Raw genomic sequence first — 16452 nt, 5'->3', positions numbered from 1 at the left:
GCTAGCGCGACCCGCATAATTAGTTAATTTCGATACGACGCGGTTTTTTCTCTTCCGGAATCACACGTTCCAGTTCGATAAACAGCAGGCCGTTGACCAGGTTCGCGCCTTTCACGTGAATGTTCTCGGCTAACTGGAACTTGCGTTCAAAGTTGCGCTCGGCGATGCCCTGATAAAGGTAGGTACGTTCTTTCTGCTCGGCCGTATGGGAACCTTTCACCACCAGCAGGTTGTCCTGAGCGGTGATCTCCAGTTCGTTTTCTGCAAAACCGGCGACGGCAATGGCGATGCGGTAGTGGTTTTCGTCAACCAGCTCAACATTGTATGGAGGGTAGCCGTTGCTCTGGCTTTGGTTATTTTCTAAATGGTTAAACAGGCGGTCAAAACCAATTGCAGAACGGTATAGCGGAGAAAGATCGAAGTTACGCATAAATAAAACTCCTGAAATCAGCGAGAAATTGTAGCCTTCCACCATGGACAGGCCTTTGCGCCCCCGAACACCCATCAGGCGAGTTCGTTATCGGGCTACATGATTAAAATGGGTCTGCAATCGGACTTTTCAAGAACGACACCTGCACTTTTTTTTGCACTTTCCTGCATCTCGCTTAGACTGGGACAACAGCACAAAGGGTTAAATTGCGATGGCTGCCACAGTGCGGGGTTATCGGGCTATCCATTTTGGATAAGGCTCGCTATAACCCTGAGTTGAAGGTCTATGCAGTGCCATTAACGATGACTGAGTGATGATGAAAAATGTTCTGATAAAGCTGACGACGTTCAGCGGGGTTGTTTTACTTTGCGGGTGTTCGAGCGTGATGTCTCACACCGGCGGTAAAGAAGGAACATATCCGGGGACGCGAGCCAGCGCGACGATGCTCTCCGATGACGATACAAACTGGGGCACCAAATCCCTGGTAATCCTCGATATGCCGTTTACGGCCGTGGCGGATACGCTTCTGCTGCCGTGGGATATGTTTCGTAAGGACAACTCCGTACGCTCACGGGTAGAAAAAAGCGAGCAGGAGAATCTGGCGACAAACGCCGTCATCCCGCCCGCTGACATGCCTCCACGCTAGCGCTGCGCGGTTTCCGTTACCCAAAGCTGACGGAAACCGGCTGTCTCTTCCATCCATGCAATAACGCGCCCGTCCGGAGAAAACACGACCGCATCAGCAGATGGCGGATTGCCGTGATCGGACGTCAAAAACGTCACCTCTCCGGTCTGTGCGTCGCAGCACGCGATCCTATTTTCGAGCACAAACCCCAAACGATCGCCGGAAGGATGCCAGTTAAATGCAGACTGAATATCGCTTCCGTTTCGCGTCAACTGGCGCGGCTCGCCGCCCTCCGGCGAGATCAGCCACAGCTGCACAATGCCGTTATCATCCCGCATCAGAAACGCAATCTGTGTCCCCTGCGGATTACTGCGAACCCAGTGACGCGGCACGTTTACCAGACCCGGATACGCCCTCTGATGCGTAAAGGTTAAACGACGCTGCTCTACTCCCGCTGGCGGAGCTGGCAGGGTATCCGTCGTGCCCTGTAGCGGCGCATCGCCCGCACGCTTCCAGCCCTGCTCGTCTTCGGGCAGATTAACAATAAAAAGTTCAGGCACTTTCTCGCCGGTTGCAGACAGGGTATCGCCGATAAACGCCAGCCTGTCGTTGCCCACCCAGCCCTCTTCGTAAGCGCGGTTAATCTCGCCGCTGCCCGGCTGCGGATTGGGCGTCGTGCGGCTGACCAGCACGCTCCAGTAAGCGCCCGGGTATTCACGGGGATGGTTCCCCTGCGGGTTTACCGGACCGAAAGGCGCCGCCACGCCGACGTTGCGTAAATCAAGTTTGGGATCGCGCTCGTGGAGCACGTGGTCGTTATAGGTAAAGCTGACGAGCAGGCCGTTCGGGCTGAAGACATGGACGTGGCTTCCGCCGCGCAGCGCGCCAGGAGTGTACGGCGAAGTGATATCCATCGCGTCCAGGTTGCTCAACTGGCCGTGATGCGCAATCACCCCCTGACGATGATGAAAATCGTAGTGCCAGTCTGCATCCGGGTTTCTCGGACCGTGGATAAAGACGTATTTGTCCTGTGCCGGATGAACGGTCACCACGCCGACGTGCGCGCCGTCAGTGGCGCGATAAACCACCTCCACCTCACCCGTGCCGACGTTGACCCGCTCGATGGTTTCACCGGTGAACGACGCACCTGACGGGCGCACGTCATAGACCAGCCACTGGCTGTCCGGCGTCCAGGTATTGATGTTGGTCAGCTGGTGGTTGCGGGAAGCGAAGGTGATTTGTTTCATGAGGATACCCTGATGCACGGTGAGTGCATCAGGGTAAAACATCCGCAGGGATTAGCCTACTCGTTTCACATCACCCACCAGCAGGATGTAGGAGAGTGCCCCGATCAGCGCCACGGCAGAAATATAGACCAGAGCCGGGCCGAAGCCGGAGTCCTGCGCCAGGTAGCCGATGACCAGCGGTACAGTGATCCCCCCCAGCCCGCCGACAAAGTTGAACACGCCGCCGGTCAGACCAATCAGCCGCATCGGCGCAAGGGATGAGACCAGTGACCAGGTGATAGAGGCGAAACCGTTACCGAAGAACGCCACCGCCATCAGGGTCATAATCCACACCGGATCGTTGGTGTAGTTGGCACCCATGATGCAGGTTGAGATCAGCAAGCCGCAGATGATCGGCGTTTTACGCGCCACGCCCAGCGAGTAGCCTTTTTTCACCAGCTTATCGGCCAGCCAGCCGGAGAGCAGCACGCCGAAGAATGCCGCGAGAAACGGCACGGTGGTCATAAAGCCCGCCTTCAGCGCCGCGATCCCCTTCTCTTGGGTCAGGTAGTTCGGAAACCAGGTGAGGAAGAACCACAGCGTTGAGGTCACCGCGAACTGGCCCAGATAAACGCCCACCAGCTTACGATGGAAGACCAGCTTCCAGTCCGCTTTGGTCAGCGGCTGACGCGCCTCTTTTTTCACCGGCGCATCGCCGTCCACCAGGCCACCGCCGTCGCGGATGTAGTCCAGCTCGGCTTTGGTGATGCTTTTGGTCAGACGCGGCGGCTGGTAAACCTTGAACCAAATCAGCGACCAGATAATGCCAATCCCACCCGTAACGATGAATACCCAGTGCCAGCTCAGCAGCTCCTGGATCCAGATCAGCAGCGGCGTCAGGAACGCCAGGCCGACAAACTGCCCGGAGGTGTAAAAGCCAACGGCGGAAGCGCGCTCGTGTTCCGGGAACCAGCTGGTCACCATGCGGTTGTTGGTAGGAAACGCGGGCGCTTCGAACACCCCAGTGATCGCGCGCAGGCCAATCAGCGACATCAGCCCGGTCGCGAAGCCCTGGAACAGGGTCGCCACGGACCAGCCGAAAATGGCGATAAAGTAGGTCAAACGTGAGCCCACGCGGTCAAGGAACCAGCCGCCCGGGATCTGACAGAGCGTATACAGCCAGGCAAACGCAGAAAAGACGTAGCCCATTTCAGCTTTGGTGATGCCAAACTCTTCCTGGATATGGGCCGATGCCACGGCAAGGTTGGCGCGGTCTACATAGCAAATGACCACGGTAATAAAGATCATAATCAGCGTCAGGTAGCGGCGACGCCCGGTTTTTGTAGCGGTAACTGGAATATCCATCGCAATCTGTCTCCAGATTTTGGGCATAGCGAAGCCGCTCACCATGCCCTGTAATTTACAGAGGGTTATATTTTTGTATGTATGATTTTTGCCCGGAGGCTTATCGGGTCTACGGGATGGCGATTACCATTCCGCTACGCTGCCGTCCTCATGACGCCACAGCGGGTTGCGCCAGTCCGGCGCATTTTTACTCAGCTCAATGACTTTGGCTTCGTCAATTTCCACTCCAAGGCCCGGCTTCGTTAACGGTTTAAAGAAACCGCCTTCCATGCAGAAGTCTTCTTTATTTTTCACAAAATCGAGCAGTTCCGCGCCCTTGTTATAGTGAATCCCCATGCTCTGTTCCTGGAACACCGCATTGCGGGAGACAAAGTCGACGTGCAAACAGGCAGCCAGCGCGATCGGGCCAAGCGGGCAGTGCGGCGCCAGCGCCACATCGTAAGCTTCGGCCATCCCGGCAATTTTATAGCATTCGGTGATGCCGCCCGCGTGAGAGAGGTCCGGCTGCAGGATGGCAATGCCTCCCGCTTCAAGCACGCGTTTAAACTCGAAGCGCGAGAACATACGTTCACCCGCCGCGATAGGAATGTGGGTCTGTTCAGCCAGCTTCGGGTAGTACTCGGCCTGCTCGGCCAGCACCGGCTCTTCGATAAACAGCGGACGATACGGCTCCAGTTCTTTAATTAGCACTTTGGCCATCGGCGCGCTGACGCGGCCGTGGAAATCCAGGCCAAACTCAATCTCGTTGCCGAAGGCTTCACGGATTTGCGCCACGGTATTCACCGCCCGGTCTACCGCGCGCGAGTTGTCGATAATGCCCATCTCTTCGCAGCCGTTGAGCTTGAAAGTGTCGAAGCCGATGTTGCGCAGCTGCGTGATGCCATCAATCACATCCGCAGGACGGTCACCGCCGACCCAGCTGTAGGCTTTGATTTTGTCGCGCACCAGGCCGCCCATCAATTGCCATACCGGCGCGTTCAGCACTTTGCCTTTGATATCCCACAGCGCCTGGTCGATGCCGGCGATGGCGCTCATCAGGATCGGCCCCCCGCGGTAGAAGCCCGCGCGGTACATTACCTGCCAAAGGTCGTTAATGCGCGCCGGATCCTGACCAATCAGGTATTCACCCAGCTCGTGCACCGCCGCTTCTACGGTACGCGCCCGCCCTTCAATCACCGGTTCGCCCCAGCCCACAACCCCTTCATCGGTTTCGATTTTCAGGAACATCCAGCGCGGGGGTAAACGGTACGTGGTGAGTTTGGTTATTTTCATTTCACTGCCTCTCGATACGCTTTCACAAATGCTGCCGCCTGCTGTGCGGTACGCTCCACGGACTGTCCGGCACGATAAAGATCGCTGCCCAGCCCCGCGCCCACACAGCCAGCGCTCATCCACTGGCCCAGGTTTTCTGGCGTTACGCCGCCCACGGCAAAGACCGGCACGCTGGCGGGCAATACCGCTTTCAGCGCTTTGATGTAGTCCGGACCAAAAGCCGATGACGGGAAAATTTTGAGCGACTGTGCGCCTGCTTCGAGAGCAGTAAAGGCCTCCGTGGCGGTGGCGCAGCCCGGGCAGACGGTCATGCCGTGCCCTACCGCGCGGCGGATCACCTCTGGCTGAATGTTGGGCGTGACGATAAGCTTGCAGCCCATTTTCGCCAGTTCATCCACCTGCTCAGGCCGTAACACTGTGCCTGCGCCAATCAGCGCCCTATCGCCGAAGGCCTCCACCACGGCCGGAATGCTTTTTTCCCACTTCGGAGAGTTAAGCGGGATTTCCACCGCGTCGAACCCGGCGTCAATAACCGCGCCGACGTGGGCTAACGCCTCATCGGGCGTGATGCCGCGCAAAATTGCGATAAGGGGAAGATCAGTTTGCCACTGCATGAGCGATGCTCCTTATTCCTGCCTGAAATGCCGTGTCGCCGGATAGCGTTGAAACGTTACGCCCAACGGTGCGAAACGCCTGCTCGTAGCGCGACGTCAGCGATGCGCCTGCGACAATGGTGATGGCCTGCTCGTGCGCGATGAAATCACGCATGCTGGCAACCTCAGCGCCAATCAGCAGGCCGGAAAGAAACTCGCTGACCTGCTCGCGCGGGAGATTTCCCAGCACGTGCGAGGCGCGAACCTCAAAAAGGTGCGGCAAGACATCAGGAGAAGCGATCCCACGTTCAAGCCCGGCAGCAAACGCCTCTGCCGAGTCTTCCTGCTCAGGTAAACCGGCCCCGACCAGCGAATGGTTGAGCAGCAAATGGTGCAGCTCGCCGGTCATCACGGTGCGAAAGTCGTGGATTTGCTCAGCGTCAGCCTGGACCCACTTGCAGTGCGTTCCGGGCATGACGTAGACAGAAGAAGGAGAAAGCACGCGCGCGCCAAGCAGCTGCGTCTCTTCGCCGCGCATCACGTTATGGTTGTCGTCGCGAGAAACGCGCAAGCCGGGAATAATCCAGATATTGTCGCCAACGGACGTTAACTGCTCGCCAATCGCGGAGAAATGGGCGGGAACCGGCAGATAAGGCGCAACTTTCCAGCCTACATTGCTGCCTACCATTCCCGCCATTACCACCGGCGTGGCGCTGTCGCGCCAGTTTTGTGTGACCTCTGCTAACACCGCCTCGGGGGATTTACCGTTCAGGCGCGTCACGCCTGCATCTGATTGCCTGCTCTCCAGGCACTGCTCGCCCTGATACAGCCAGGCGCGCAGATTGGTCGATCCCCAGTCAATTGCGATGTAGCGAGATGTCATGTGATTTCCTTCAGCCTTCGTGTCGAGCTGGCAATCATAGTAAGTGCCGCCTGCTCTGCCGCATCGCCGTCCTGATGCCGTATCGCATCGAACAGCGCTTTATGTTCCTGGAGCGTTTTCGGCATGTTGGCCTCATCGCCCATCCAGGTACGTTCAAATACTGCTCGCTGTAGCGAGCTGATCGCTACGCTAAGCTGCTGTAATACCGGGTTATGCACCGACTGCAGCACCGCTTCGTGGTAGCGAATATCTGCCTCGTTAAACGCCTCCCGGTTCTGGTTATTGGCGATCATGTCGTTTAAAGCCGACTCGATCTGGGCCAAATCGCCGGAAGTTGCGCGTTCCGCCGCCCAGCGGGCGATGGCCGGTTCAACCAGGTTTCGGACTTCGCTCATCGCGCCGATAAGCCGCGGGTCGTAGTCGTTTTCCAGCACCCACTGCAGCACGTCGGTATCGAGATAGTTCCACTGGTTACGCGGGGCAACAAACGCGCCGCGATAGCGCTTCATTTCAATCAGCCGCTTCGCCATCAGCGAGCGGAATACTTCCCGGATGATGTTGCGCGAGGTTTCAAACTCCTCACACAGTTCGGCCTCTGCCGGCAGCGGCGAACCGGGAACGTATTTGCCACCCACAATCTGTGTGCCCAGCGTGATGACGATGCGATCGGTTTTATTGAGTGTCATGGAGAGTCCTTGTGCTCTGTATGTCCATCACTACTTTACCGCGACCGCTGAATTTCACCTCACTTTTGCAGTACAAACGTGAGGGAGTTCGTCTTTGTCATGGCTGCAATGTAGTACAATCATTTAATGTTGTACTACAATCAAGATCACAAAAAGAACAATTCAATAAATTCAGCGCAAAAAAAAGCCCCGGGTGATAACCGAGGCAGATGATTAAAAATAAGCGTTATTGCAGCACAAACTTCTCGATCGCGTAGGCCACGCCGTCTTCGAGGTTGGATTTGGTGACAAAATTAGCCACTTCTTTCACCGACGGAATAGCGTTATCCATCGCCACGCCCATGCCCGCGAATTCAATCATCGCGATGTCGTTTTCCTGATCGCCCAGCGCCATGATTTCATCCGGCTTGATGCCCAGCGCGTCAGCCAGCGATTTAACGCCGGTGCCTTTATTGACGCGTTTATCGAGTATTTCGAGGAAGTACGGCGCACTTTTCAGCACGGTGTATTTCTCTTTCACCTCGGCCGGAATGCGTGCAATCGCCTTATCCAGGATCTCCGGCTCGTCGATCATCATCACTTTCAGGAACTGGGTCGCCGGGTCCATTTTCTCGGCTTCACAGAACACCAGCGGAATGGTCGCAACGTAGGATTCATGTACCGTGTAGTAGCTGATATCACGGTTGGCGGTGTAAAGCGTATTGCGATCGAGAGCGTGGAAGTGGGAACCCACCTCACGGGACAGTTTTTCCAGGAACCGGTAGTCATCGTAGCTTAGCGCGGTTTGCGCAACCGTACTGCCATCCGCGGCTTTCTGCACCAGCGCGCCGTTATAGGTGATGCAGTAGTCGCCAGGCTGATTCATGTGCAGCTCTTTCAGGTAGCTGTGCACGCCCGCATACGGACGCCCCGTGGTCAGAACCACATTCACGCCCTTTGCGCGCGCCGCAGCGATCGCGTTTTTAACAGCTGGAGATATGGTGTGGTCCGGCAACAGCAGCGTGCCGTCCATATCGATTGCAATGAGTTTGATAGCCATGAGTTCCCCGGAATAAATGAGTGCTGCCTCATGCTAACGCGATTAAGCACACAAAAATAGAGCTACATTGCGCAACAGGAACACCCCTTTTACGTTTATTCCGGGGAACAAAGGCTTACTCGCGGGTGAGAACGATTTTACCGAACGCGCCGCGATCCAGATGTTCAAGTGCCTGTTCAAGCTCGTTAAAGCGGTAGCGATGCTCAATCACCGGCTTCAGTCCCGTGACGTCAACAGCGCGAACGAAATCTTCCAGCGCCCTGCGGTGGCCTACGCCGATCCCCTGAATGACGGGAGATTTCAGCAACAGTTCGCCAGCAGAGAGCGAAATGTCAGACCCGGCCAGCACGCCAATGACCGATATGCGTCCATGAACGGCAACGGCGCGCAGGGAGTGCTTCAGGTTCTCCCCGCCCACGGTTTCAATAATATGGTCGATGCCGCGATCCTGAGTCAGCGCCAGCGTATTTTCAGCCCAGTCGCCTTTCAGACGGTTGATGCCCTGGCTGGCCCCCAGCGTTTTGGCCAGCGCCAGTTTTTCATCGCTCCCCGAGGTGACAAACACCTCCGCGCCGTGCGCTTTTGCAATTTGCAGGGCGAAAATCGCCACGCCGCCCGTTCCCTGTACCAGCACCGATTGCCCGGCGCGCAGCTGGCCGCGTTCCACCAGCGCGAACCAGGCGGTAAGCCCTGCGCAGGGTAAGGTGCTGGCCTCGGCGTCATCCAGGGTCTCCGGGGAAGCCGCCAGCGCGTCTTCCTTCACAATCACGTACTCGGCCAGCATTCCCTGGAAGTATCCGCCGGACGTTTTATAGGGCAAATTGCGCGCATCAGCCTGCGGTTTACCGTCGATCCACTCCGGGAAGAAGGTTGAGATGACGCGGGCGCCTGGCTGGAAATGCGTGACGCCTTCACCAATGCTGTCGACGACGCCCGCCATGTCAGACGCCGGGGTAAACGGGAAGGAGAGCGGAATCGGCATCGTGCCTTCAATCACCATTTTGTCGCGATAGTTGAGCGCGACGGCATTCACCCTTACGCGCACTTCACCCGGACCGGGCTGTGGAATGGGCTCCTGAATAAGCGTAAGGCTCTCGCGCCCGAGGGCGCTCATCGTCCAGCGTTGCATTGTCTCGGTCATTTTTTTCTCCGGCCATCAAGTAAGCTTTAGTACCGACAGTCTAGCGTTGACTCTTCGTCACCAGTGGCGATAAGTTTTCTCTTTATTGATGCCTGAATGGATACAATCCATGACCGATACGCTGAAAGATATTCCTGTTTTTGTCGCGGCCGTGGAGGCAGGAAGCTTTGCACAGGCCGCAGTTCGCCTGCACCTGTCGCGCTCGGCGGTGGGAAAAAGCATTGCTCGCCTTGAGGAACGCCTGGGAGTACGGCTCTTTCAGCGCACCACCCGCAGCCAGAGGCTGACCGATAACGGCGCCCTTTTTTATGAACGGTGTCTGCGCGCGCTGGAGGAAATTCGGGGCGCAGAGTCGCTGCTTGAAACGGGGAAACAGCAGGTCAGCGGCCGTCTGCGCGTTGCCATGCCGGTACTGTTTGGCCGCCAGTGCGTCGCGCCGCTGCTGATTGAACTGGCGCAGGAACACCCCGGGCTTGAGCTTGAAATGTCGTTCAGCGACCGCGTGGTGGATCTGGTGGAGGAAGGGTTTGATATGGCGGTGCGTAATGGCACGCTTCAGGACAGCAGCGTGCTGGTCGCCAGAAAGCTGGGAGAACACCGCATGGTGCTGTGCGCCACGCCGGAGTATCTGCTGAAGAAAGGCCAGCCACAAAGCGTTAATGATTTATCCCAGCATACGGCCATCAACTATTTGAGCGCAGGCAGAGTGTTGTCCTGGCAGCTGATGGATAACGAAGGAACGTCGCACACCTTTACACCCCGGTCATCACTCAATATGGATGATTTGCAGGCGATCTGCGACGCTGCGCTGGCCGGACACGGCATTGCATGGCTGCCCTGCTGGATGGTCGTCAAAGATATCCACCAGGGTAAACTCGTCCCGCTCCTGAAGCAGGCACCGGATGTGCATTTCAACGTTCATGCCGTGTGGCAGCAGACGCCGCATCTGCCGCTGAGGGTAAGAATAGCGATAGATACGCTGGCGAGCCGTTTACCATCCGTGATGTCGTTGGATATGCCTGCGCCCATAAAAAAGCCGCGCTAAACGCGCGGCCAGTTATCGTGCGGTATAACGTCGATTAAATATCGATATTTGCCGCTTTCAGGGCGTTCTCTTCGATGAAGGCACGACGTGGTTCAACCGCATCGCCCATCAGGGTGGTGAACAGCTGGTCTGCAGCAATCGCGTCCTTAACGGTAACGCGCAGCATGCGGCGGCTTTCCGGATCCATGGTGGTTTCCCACAGCTGCTCCGGGTTCATTTCGCCCAGACCTTTATAGCGCTGGATCGCGAGGCCGCGACGGGACTCTTTCACCAGCCAGTCCAGCGCCTGCTCGAAGCTGGCTACCGGCTGACGACGTTCGCCACGTTCGATGAACGCATCGTCTTCGATCAGGCCGCGCAGCTTCTCGCCGAGCGTGCAGATACGACGGTATTCCGGACCGGTCACAAATTCGTGCTCCAGCGGGTAGTCGGTGTCGACGCCGTGGGTACGCACGCGAACGATCGGCTCGAACTGCTGATCGGCATTCTGCTGAATATCGCATTTCCACTGGCTGCCGTGCTGCTCTTTTTCGTTGAGATCGGTCACCAGGGCGTTCACCCAGCGGGTGACGGTCTGCTCGTCGCTCAGATCTGCTTCGGTCAGGGTTGGCTGATAAACCAGTTCCTTCAGCAGCGTTTTCGGATAACGGCGTTCCATACGCGTGATCATTTTCTGCGTGGCGTTGAACTCGGATACCAGACGCTCCAGCGGCTCACCGGCCAGTGCAGGGGCGTGCGAGTTCGCGTGCAGGGTCGCGCCATCAAGGGCGATCGCGATTTGGTACTGATCCATCGCTTCGTCATCTTTGATGTACTGTTCCTGCTTGCCTTTCTTCACTTTGTACAGCGGCGGCTGGGCAATGTAGACGTGGCCACGTTCAACGATTTCAGGCATCTGACGATAGAAGAAGGTCAACAGCAGCGTACGAATGTGCGAGCCGTCGACGTCCGCATCGGTCATGATGATGATGCTGTGGTAGCGCAGTTTGTCCGGGTTGTACTCGTCACGGCCGATACCGCAGCCCAGCGCGGTGATGAGCGTCGCCACTTCCTGAGAAGAGAGCATCTTGTCGAAGCGCGCCTTCTCAACGTTGAGGATTTTACCCTTCAGCGGCAGGATAGCCTGGTTCTTACGGTTACGACCCTGCTTCGCAGAGCCGCCCGCGGAGTCCCCTTCCACGAGGTACAGTTCGGACAATGCCGGGTCGCGTTCCTGACAGTCAGCCAGTTTGCCCGGCAGGCCTGCCAGGTCCAGCGCGCCTTTACGACGGGTCATTTCACGGGCTTTACGCGCCGCTTCACGGGCACGCGCCGCATCGATAATTTTGCCCACCACGATTTTCGCGTCGGACGGGTTTTCCAGCAGGTATTCGCTCAGCAGTTCGTTCATCTGCTGCTCAACCGCCGATTTCACCTCAGAAGAGACAAGCTTGTCTTTGGTCTGTGAGGAGAACTTCGGATCCGGCACCTTCACGGAAACCACGGCAATCAGGCCTTCACGGGCATCGTCACCGGTGGCGCTGACTTTCGCTTTCTTGCTGTAGCCTTCTTTGTCCATGTAGGCGTTCAGGGTACGGGTCATCGCCGCACGGAAGCCGGCAAGGTGAGTACCACCGTCACGCTGTGGAATGTTGTTGGTAAAGCAGTAGATGTTTTCCTGGAAACCGTCGTTCCACTGCAGCGCCACTTCCACGCCGATGCCGTCTTTTTCGGTGGAGAAGTAGAAGATATTTGGGTGAATAGGCGTTTTGTTCTTGTTCAGATACTCAACGAACGCCTTGATACCGCCTTCGTAGTGGAAGTGGTCTTCTTTGTTGTCACGCTTGTCGCGCAGGCGAATCGAGACGCCGGAGTTCAGGAACGACAGTTCACGCAGGCGTTTCGCCAGGATGTCGTACTCGAACTCGGTGACGTTGGTAAAGGTTTCGAGGCTCGGCCAGAAACGCACCATGGTACCGGTTTTATCGGTGTCGCCAGTGACGGCCAGCGGTGCCTGCGGCACGCCGTGCGTATAAAGCTGACGGTGGATTTTACCTTCGCGCTGGATAACCAGCTCCAGCTTCTGCGACAGGGCGTTTACTACCGAAACACCTACGCCGTGCAGGCCGCCGGAAACTTTATAGGAGTTATCGTCGAACTTACCGCCTGCGTGCAGGACGGTCATGATCACTTCCGCCGCAGAGACGCCCTCTTCCGGGTGAATACCGGTTGGGATGCCACGACCGTCATCGGTGACGGAGACGGAGTTATCCGCATGGATGGTGACCACGATGTCTTTACAGTGACCCGCGAGCGCTTCGTCGATAGCGTTATCTACCACCTCGAATACCATGTGGTGCAGACCGGTGCCGTCATCCGTGTCGCCGATATACATACCCGGGCGCTTACGCACCGCATCCAGCCCTTTCAGGACTTTGATACTGGAGGAGTCATAAGAATTCGACATCAACGTTTCTCGCTCATTTCAACTTGGGTTAATCCGTTATTTTACCCTTTTCCACGGTAAACATCTTCGAATTTTCGTCCGACATGTCTATAACGTGTTCAGCGCTAATGGCGCTGACGAAAACCTGCGACTGCGTGGCTTTTAAGCGGCTGGCAAGCAGCCCGCGCCGCGCGTCGTCAAGTTCCGAGGCAAAATCATCTATCAGGTACAGGCAGCGTCTTCCGCTCTCGCGGGTCAGAAACTCTCCCTGTGCCAGGCGCAGCGCACACATCAGGAGCTTGAGCTGCCCGCGCGACAGCGTGTCTTCCACTGGCGCACCGTCAGCACGAATGCGGAAATCCGCCTTGTGCGGGCCGTGCGCGGTATAGGTCAACATGCGGTCGCGCTCGAAGCTTCTCTCTAACACCTCGGCATAGTCCGTCTCTTTCTCCCAGCCGCGCTGGAAGGAGAAGGTGAGAGAGAATTCAGGTAAAAACTGTTTGCAGGTGTCGGCCATGTCTTCGGCGATACCAGCGCTGTATTCGGCACGCCAGCGGCTAATCTGTTCCGCAAGAGGGATTAACTCCATGTCCCACGGACGCAGCTGGGCGTAGCGCGTCACCTGGCGCAGCGCGGCGTTACGCTGCTTGAGCAGACGCTTCAGGTTGCTCCAGGCGTTAAAGAAACCGGCTTCGTTGTGAAAGCATCCCCAGTCGAGGAACGCTCTTCTGTATTTGGGGCCGCCGTTGAGTAAAGTAAACCCCTCGGGCGTTATCAGCTGCATCGGCATCAGCAGCGCCAGCTCCGCCACTTTGTGGCCGTCGGTGCCGTCGATGCGCACCTTGCTGTCGCCCTGCTTATCTTTGGTCAGGCCGATGGCGGTCTCCCGCTCCTCGCCCTGCAAACGCCCGTGCAGAACAAAGGATTCCTGCTCATGGCGAATGACGCGACCAATCTGCAAACTGCGAAACGCCCGACCGTGGCCGAGCGTATAGATGGCCTCAAGCACGCTGGTTTTGCCGCTGCCGTTTGCGCCAACCAGGAAGTTAAAGCCAGGGGATAAAGCGAGATCCGCGCTTTCGATATTGCGAAAGTCGCGGATCAACAGACGGGTGAGCGACATTACAGTCTCATTGGCATAACAACATAGGCAGCCGACTGTGATGCGGCATCTTCAATCTGTACGCTTGAAACGGAGTCGGTCAGCAGAATGCGCACGTTTTCGCATTTCAGCGCATTCAGCACATCCAGTACGTAGCTGACGTTAAAGCCGATTTCCATCTCAGCCCCGGCGTATGTGACGTCCAGAATCTCTTCTGCCTCTTCCTGCTCCGGGTTGTTAGCGGTGATTTTGATCTGGTTTTCACTCACGTACAGGCGCACGCCGCGGAATTTCTCGTTAGAGAGGATGGCGGCACGGGCAAAGGCCTGCTTGAGGCTGTCGCAGCCTGCTTCCAGCGTTTTGTCCGGATTCTTCGGCAATACGCGGCGATAATCCGGGAAACGGCCGTCAACCAGCTTCGATGTGAAGACAAAGTCGCCCACGTGTGCGCGGATGTTGTTGCTGCCGATCTGCACGCGCAGCGGCGTGTCGCCACCGTCGAGCATACGCATCAGCTCAATCACCCCTTTACGCGGCACGATCACCGAATGGTTTGGCAGTGAGTCGCCAATCGGCATAGAACAGACCGCCAGACGGTGGCCGTCGGTTGCCACGGTACGCAGCTCTTCACCTTCGGTTTCGAACAGCATGCCGTTTAAGTAGTAACGAACGTCCTGATGCGCCATGGAAAACTGCGTGGCTTCAATCAGACGCTTCATCGTCGCCTGAGGCAGGGTGAATTCAACTTCGCTCTGCCAGTCGTCCAGGTTCGGGAAGTCCGCTGCTGGCAGCGTGGAGAGCGAGAAACGGCTGCGACCAGAACGCACCAGCATACGGTCGCCTTCCAGCTGCACGGCGATTTCAGCGCCTTCCGGCAGCCCGCGGCAGATATCAAAGAATTTACGTGCCGGAACCGTGGTCGCGCCCGCGTCGTGCGGCTGCGTCAGCGTAACGCGCGCGATCATTTCCATTTCCAGATCTGTACCGGTCAGCGACAGCGTACCGTCCGCGACCTGAAGCAGCAGGTTTCCGAGAATAGGCAGCGTTGGGCGGCCGCCTAATGGGCCACTCACCTGTTGCAGCGGTTTTAATAAATGTTCACGTTCAACGGTAAATTTCATAGCGTCACGATGATAATGTTCTGATTAGATTGGAAAAATCTTCTTTTATGTCGTGGCTTTCTTCGCGTAACTGCTCAATCTTGCGACAAGCGTGCAGCACGGTCGTATGGTCACGGCCACCAAACGCATCCCCGATTTCCGGCAGACTGTGGTTGGTTAACTCCTTTGCCAGCGCCATCGCCATCTGACGCGGACGCGCCACCGAGCGGGAACGACGTTTAGACAGTAAATCTGCCACTTTGATCTTGTAGTACTCAGCCACCGTCTTTTGAATATTGTCGATAGTGACCAGTTTTTCCTGCAATGCCAGCAAATCGCGCAGCGCTTCACGCACAAAATCGATGGTGATCGCACGACCGGTGAAGTTGGCATTGGCGATAACGCGGTTCAGTGCCCCCTCCAGCTCACGGACGTTGGAGCGCAGACGCTTGGCAATGAAGAACGCCACTTCGCCCGGCAGGCGAATGTCATTTTCATCGGCTTTCTTCATCAGGATCGCGACGCGGGTTTCCAGCTCCGGTGGCTCGATCGCCACGGTCAGGCCCCAGCCGAAGCGGGATTTCAGACGATCTTCAACGCCGTTGATCTCTTTTGGGTAACGATCCGAGGTCAAAATGATCTGCTGATTGCCTTCCAGCAGGGCATTGAAGGTGTGGAAAAATTCTTCCTGCGATCGTTCTTTATTGGCAAAGAACTGGATGTCATCGATCAGCAGCGCGTCAACGGAACGATAGTAGCGTTTAAACTCTTCGATCGCATTGTTTTGCAGGGCTTTTACCATGTCCTGAACGAAGCGTTCGGAGTGCATATACACCACTTTGGCATTGGGCTTGCGCGCCATGATGCCGTTGCCCACCGCATGCAGCAGGTGCGTTTTACCCAGACCCGTGCCGCCATAAAGGAACAGCGGGTTGTAGGCTCCACCGGGATTATCAGCAACCTGACGAGCCGCCGCGCGCGCCAGCTGGTTCGATTTACCTTCAACGAAGTTATCGAACGTGTGTTTCACGTTAACGTTAGAGCGGTAGGTTGGCTCAGCCGGTGCAGGGACATTATCCCAGCCCTGACGAGCGGCTGCGACGCGAGGGGCCGGAGCTGGAGCGGCCTGAGCAGGCGCTGCGACGTTCACGGTTTCACGTACGGTTTGGGTGACCGGCTTTGTGCCCACTTCAAAACGCAGCTGCGGGGCATCTGACCCACAGAAATCGTTCAGCAATCCATTGATGTTATTAAGGTACTTGTCCCTTACCCAATCGAGCACAAAACGGTTTGGCGCATACAAAGCCAGCGTGTTATCGCTCAGTTCCGCCTGCAACGGGCGGATCCACATACTGAATTCTGTGGCTGGTAACTCATCCTGCAATCGGGCAAGACACTGCTGCCAAAGCGAAAGTGACACGGCGGACTCCACTCGAACAATAAAAGAAAACTATTGAATATTCATGATTGTTGGCGCACATCGACATGACCCTGTGTAAAGGGGGACGTGCGAATTGCTA

The 16452-nt window shown here is 56.8% G+C and carries 15 protein-coding genes and 1 other annotated feature; of the genes, 2 read left to right on the top strand and 13 right to left on the bottom strand.

Annotation, left to right across the window (positions count from 1 at the left end):
* Positions 1-19: 19 nt before the first annotated feature.
* Entirely contained in the window at positions 20-430 is a 411-nt protein-coding gene (ibpA, locus tag FOY93_RS00075) for a small heat shock chaperone IbpA (protein ID WP_008500162.1), read from the bottom strand.
* Positions 424-495: a sequence feature (ROSE (Repression Of Heat Shock gene Expression) occurs in the 5'-region of heat shock genes and acts as an RNA thermometer to modulate expression.), on the bottom strand. (Overlaps the previous gene by 7 nt.)
* A gap of 248 nt (positions 496-743) precedes the next feature.
* Between ibpA and FOY93_RS00070 the strand changes: the two genes are divergently transcribed.
* Complete coding sequence (locus FOY93_RS00070) at positions 744-1076, top strand: YceK/YidQ family lipoprotein (RefSeq protein ID WP_096150942.1); 333 nt, start codon at positions 744-746, stop codon at positions 1074-1076.
* Here the strand turns inward: FOY93_RS00070 and FOY93_RS00065 are convergent.
* From FOY93_RS00065 to FOY93_RS00030, 8 genes are all read right to left on the bottom strand, one after another.
* The gene (locus FOY93_RS00065; protein ID WP_172621896.1) at positions 1073-2302 is read right to left on the bottom strand and encodes a YidR family protein; all 1230 of its coding nucleotides are present in this window, start codon (positions 2300-2302) and stop codon (positions 1073-1075) included. The two genes, FOY93_RS00070 and FOY93_RS00065, sit on opposite strands and share 4 nt — an antisense overlap.
* A 51-nt stretch (positions 2303-2353) precedes the next feature.
* Positions 2354-3691 (bottom strand): MFS transporter, encoded by a 1338-nt coding sequence (locus FOY93_RS00060; RefSeq protein WP_143344451.1) that lies wholly within the window; start codon positions 3689-3691, stop codon positions 2354-2356.
* Between the two features lie 78 nt (positions 3692-3769).
* On the bottom strand, positions 3770-4918 hold the full coding sequence (gene dgoD, locus FOY93_RS00055) for a galactonate dehydratase (RefSeq protein WP_136195852.1): 1149 nt from the start codon (positions 4916-4918) through the stop codon (positions 3770-3772).
* A complete protein-coding gene (locus tag FOY93_RS00050) occupies positions 4915-5532 on the bottom strand; it encodes a 2-dehydro-3-deoxy-6-phosphogalactonate aldolase (RefSeq protein WP_143344450.1) in 618 nt (205 codons plus the stop codon). Before FOY93_RS00050 ends, dgoD begins: the two co-directional genes overlap by 4 nt.
* Entirely contained in the window at positions 5516-6394 is an 879-nt protein-coding gene (locus tag FOY93_RS00045) for a 2-dehydro-3-deoxygalactonokinase (RefSeq protein ID WP_133293460.1), read from the bottom strand. The genes FOY93_RS00050 and FOY93_RS00045 overlap by 17 nt, the downstream gene beginning before the upstream one ends.
* On the bottom strand, positions 6391-7080 hold the full coding sequence (gene dgoR, locus FOY93_RS00040; protein ID WP_003861109.1) for a D-galactonate utilization transcriptional regulator DgoR: 690 nt from the start codon (positions 7078-7080) through the stop codon (positions 6391-6393). The genes FOY93_RS00045 and dgoR overlap by 4 nt, the downstream gene beginning before the upstream one ends.
* A gap of 226 nt (positions 7081-7306) precedes the next feature.
* Positions 7307-8119: a sugar-phosphatase gene (gene yidA / locus FOY93_RS00035; RefSeq protein WP_133293459.1), complete on the bottom strand. Its 813-nt coding sequence runs from the start codon at positions 8117-8119 to the stop codon at positions 7307-7309.
* 115 nt (positions 8120-8234) lie between these two features.
* Positions 8235-9260, bottom strand: a complete 1026-nt coding sequence (locus FOY93_RS00030; protein WP_136195850.1) for a zinc-dependent alcohol dehydrogenase family protein — start codon at positions 9258-9260, stop codon at positions 8235-8237.
* Positions 9261-9369: 109 nt separating this feature from the next.
* Here FOY93_RS00030 and FOY93_RS00025 point away from each other — a divergent pair, with 109 nt between their 5' ends.
* On the top strand, positions 9370-10305 hold the full coding sequence (locus FOY93_RS00025; protein WP_143344449.1) for a LysR family transcriptional regulator: 936 nt from the start codon (positions 9370-9372) through the stop codon (positions 10303-10305).
* 34 nt (positions 10306-10339) lie between these two features.
* Here FOY93_RS00025 and gyrB read toward each other — a convergent pair whose 3' ends face one another.
* From gyrB to dnaA, 4 genes are read right to left on the bottom strand one after another with little or no spacing between them, the layout of a single operon-like run.
* A complete protein-coding gene (gene gyrB, locus FOY93_RS00020; RefSeq protein WP_143344448.1) occupies positions 10340-12751 on the bottom strand; it encodes a DNA topoisomerase (ATP-hydrolyzing) subunit B in 2412 nt (803 codons plus the stop codon).
* Between the two features lie 28 nt (positions 12752-12779).
* Positions 12780-13853 (bottom strand): DNA replication/repair protein RecF, encoded by a 1074-nt coding sequence (gene recF / locus FOY93_RS00015; protein ID WP_048030318.1) that lies wholly within the window; start codon positions 13851-13853, stop codon positions 12780-12782.
* Positions 13853-14953 (bottom strand): DNA polymerase III subunit beta, encoded by a 1101-nt coding sequence (gene dnaN, locus FOY93_RS00010; RefSeq protein ID WP_008500170.1) that lies wholly within the window; start codon positions 14951-14953, stop codon positions 13853-13855. The genes recF and dnaN overlap by 1 nt, the downstream gene beginning before the upstream one ends.
* Positions 14954-14957: 4 nt before the next feature.
* Positions 14958-16352 (bottom strand): chromosomal replication initiator protein DnaA, encoded by a 1395-nt coding sequence (dnaA, locus tag FOY93_RS00005; RefSeq protein ID WP_143344447.1) that lies wholly within the window; start codon positions 16350-16352, stop codon positions 14958-14960.
* Positions 16353-16452 lie beyond the last annotated feature (100 nt).

This window comes from Enterobacter sp. 18A13, from assembly GCF_007035975.1.
In the GTDB taxonomy this organism is placed as follows: Bacteria; Pseudomonadota; Gammaproteobacteria; order Enterobacterales; family Enterobacteriaceae; genus Enterobacter; species Enterobacter vonholyi.
This window is presented reverse-complemented; position numbering and strand designations above follow the sequence as displayed.

What these genes read in the sequence shown, in the direction of transcription:
- ibpA (WP_008500162.1), bottom strand. Translation starts at nt 430, where the DNA reads ATGCGTAACTTCGATCTTTCTCCGCTATACCGTTCTGCAATTGGTTTT.
- FOY93_RS00070 (WP_096150942.1), top strand. Translation starts at nt 744, where the DNA reads ATGATGAAAAATGTTCTGATAAAGCTGACGACGTTCAGCGGGGTTGTT.
- FOY93_RS00065 (WP_172621896.1), bottom strand. Translation starts at nt 2,302, where the DNA reads ATGAAACAAATCACCTTCGCTTCCCGCAACCACCAGCTGACCAACATC.
- FOY93_RS00060 (WP_143344451.1), bottom strand. Translation starts at nt 3,691, where the DNA reads ATGGTGAGCGGCTTCGCTATGCCCAAAATCTGGAGACAGATTGCGATG.
- dgoD (WP_136195852.1), bottom strand. Translation starts at nt 4,918, where the DNA reads ATGAAAATAACCAAACTCACCACGTACCGTTTACCCCCGCGCTGGATG.
- FOY93_RS00050 (WP_143344450.1), bottom strand. Translation starts at nt 5,532, where the DNA reads ATGCAGTGGCAAACTGATCTTCCCCTTATCGCAATTTTGCGCGGCATC.
- FOY93_RS00045 (WP_133293460.1), bottom strand. Translation starts at nt 6,394, where the DNA reads ATGACATCTCGCTACATCGCAATTGACTGGGGATCGACCAATCTGCGC.
- dgoR (WP_003861109.1), bottom strand. Translation starts at nt 7,080, where the DNA reads ATGACACTCAATAAAACCGATCGCATCGTCATCACGCTGGGCACACAG.
- yidA (WP_133293459.1), bottom strand. Translation starts at nt 8,119, where the DNA reads ATGGCTATCAAACTCATTGCAATCGATATGGACGGCACGCTGCTGTTG.
- FOY93_RS00030 (WP_136195850.1), bottom strand. Translation starts at nt 9,260, where the DNA reads ATGACCGAGACAATGCAACGCTGGACGATGAGCGCCCTCGGGCGCGAG.
- FOY93_RS00025 (WP_143344449.1), top strand. Translation starts at nt 9,370, where the DNA reads ATGACCGATACGCTGAAAGATATTCCTGTTTTTGTCGCGGCCGTGGAG.
- gyrB (WP_143344448.1), bottom strand. Translation starts at nt 12,751, where the DNA reads ATGTCGAATTCTTATGACTCCTCCAGTATCAAAGTCCTGAAAGGGCTG.
- recF (WP_048030318.1), bottom strand. Translation starts at nt 13,853, where the DNA reads ATGTCGCTCACCCGTCTGTTGATCCGCGACTTTCGCAATATCGAAAGC.
- dnaN (WP_008500170.1), bottom strand. Translation starts at nt 14,953, where the DNA reads ATGAAATTTACCGTTGAACGTGAACATTTATTAAAACCGCTGCAACAG.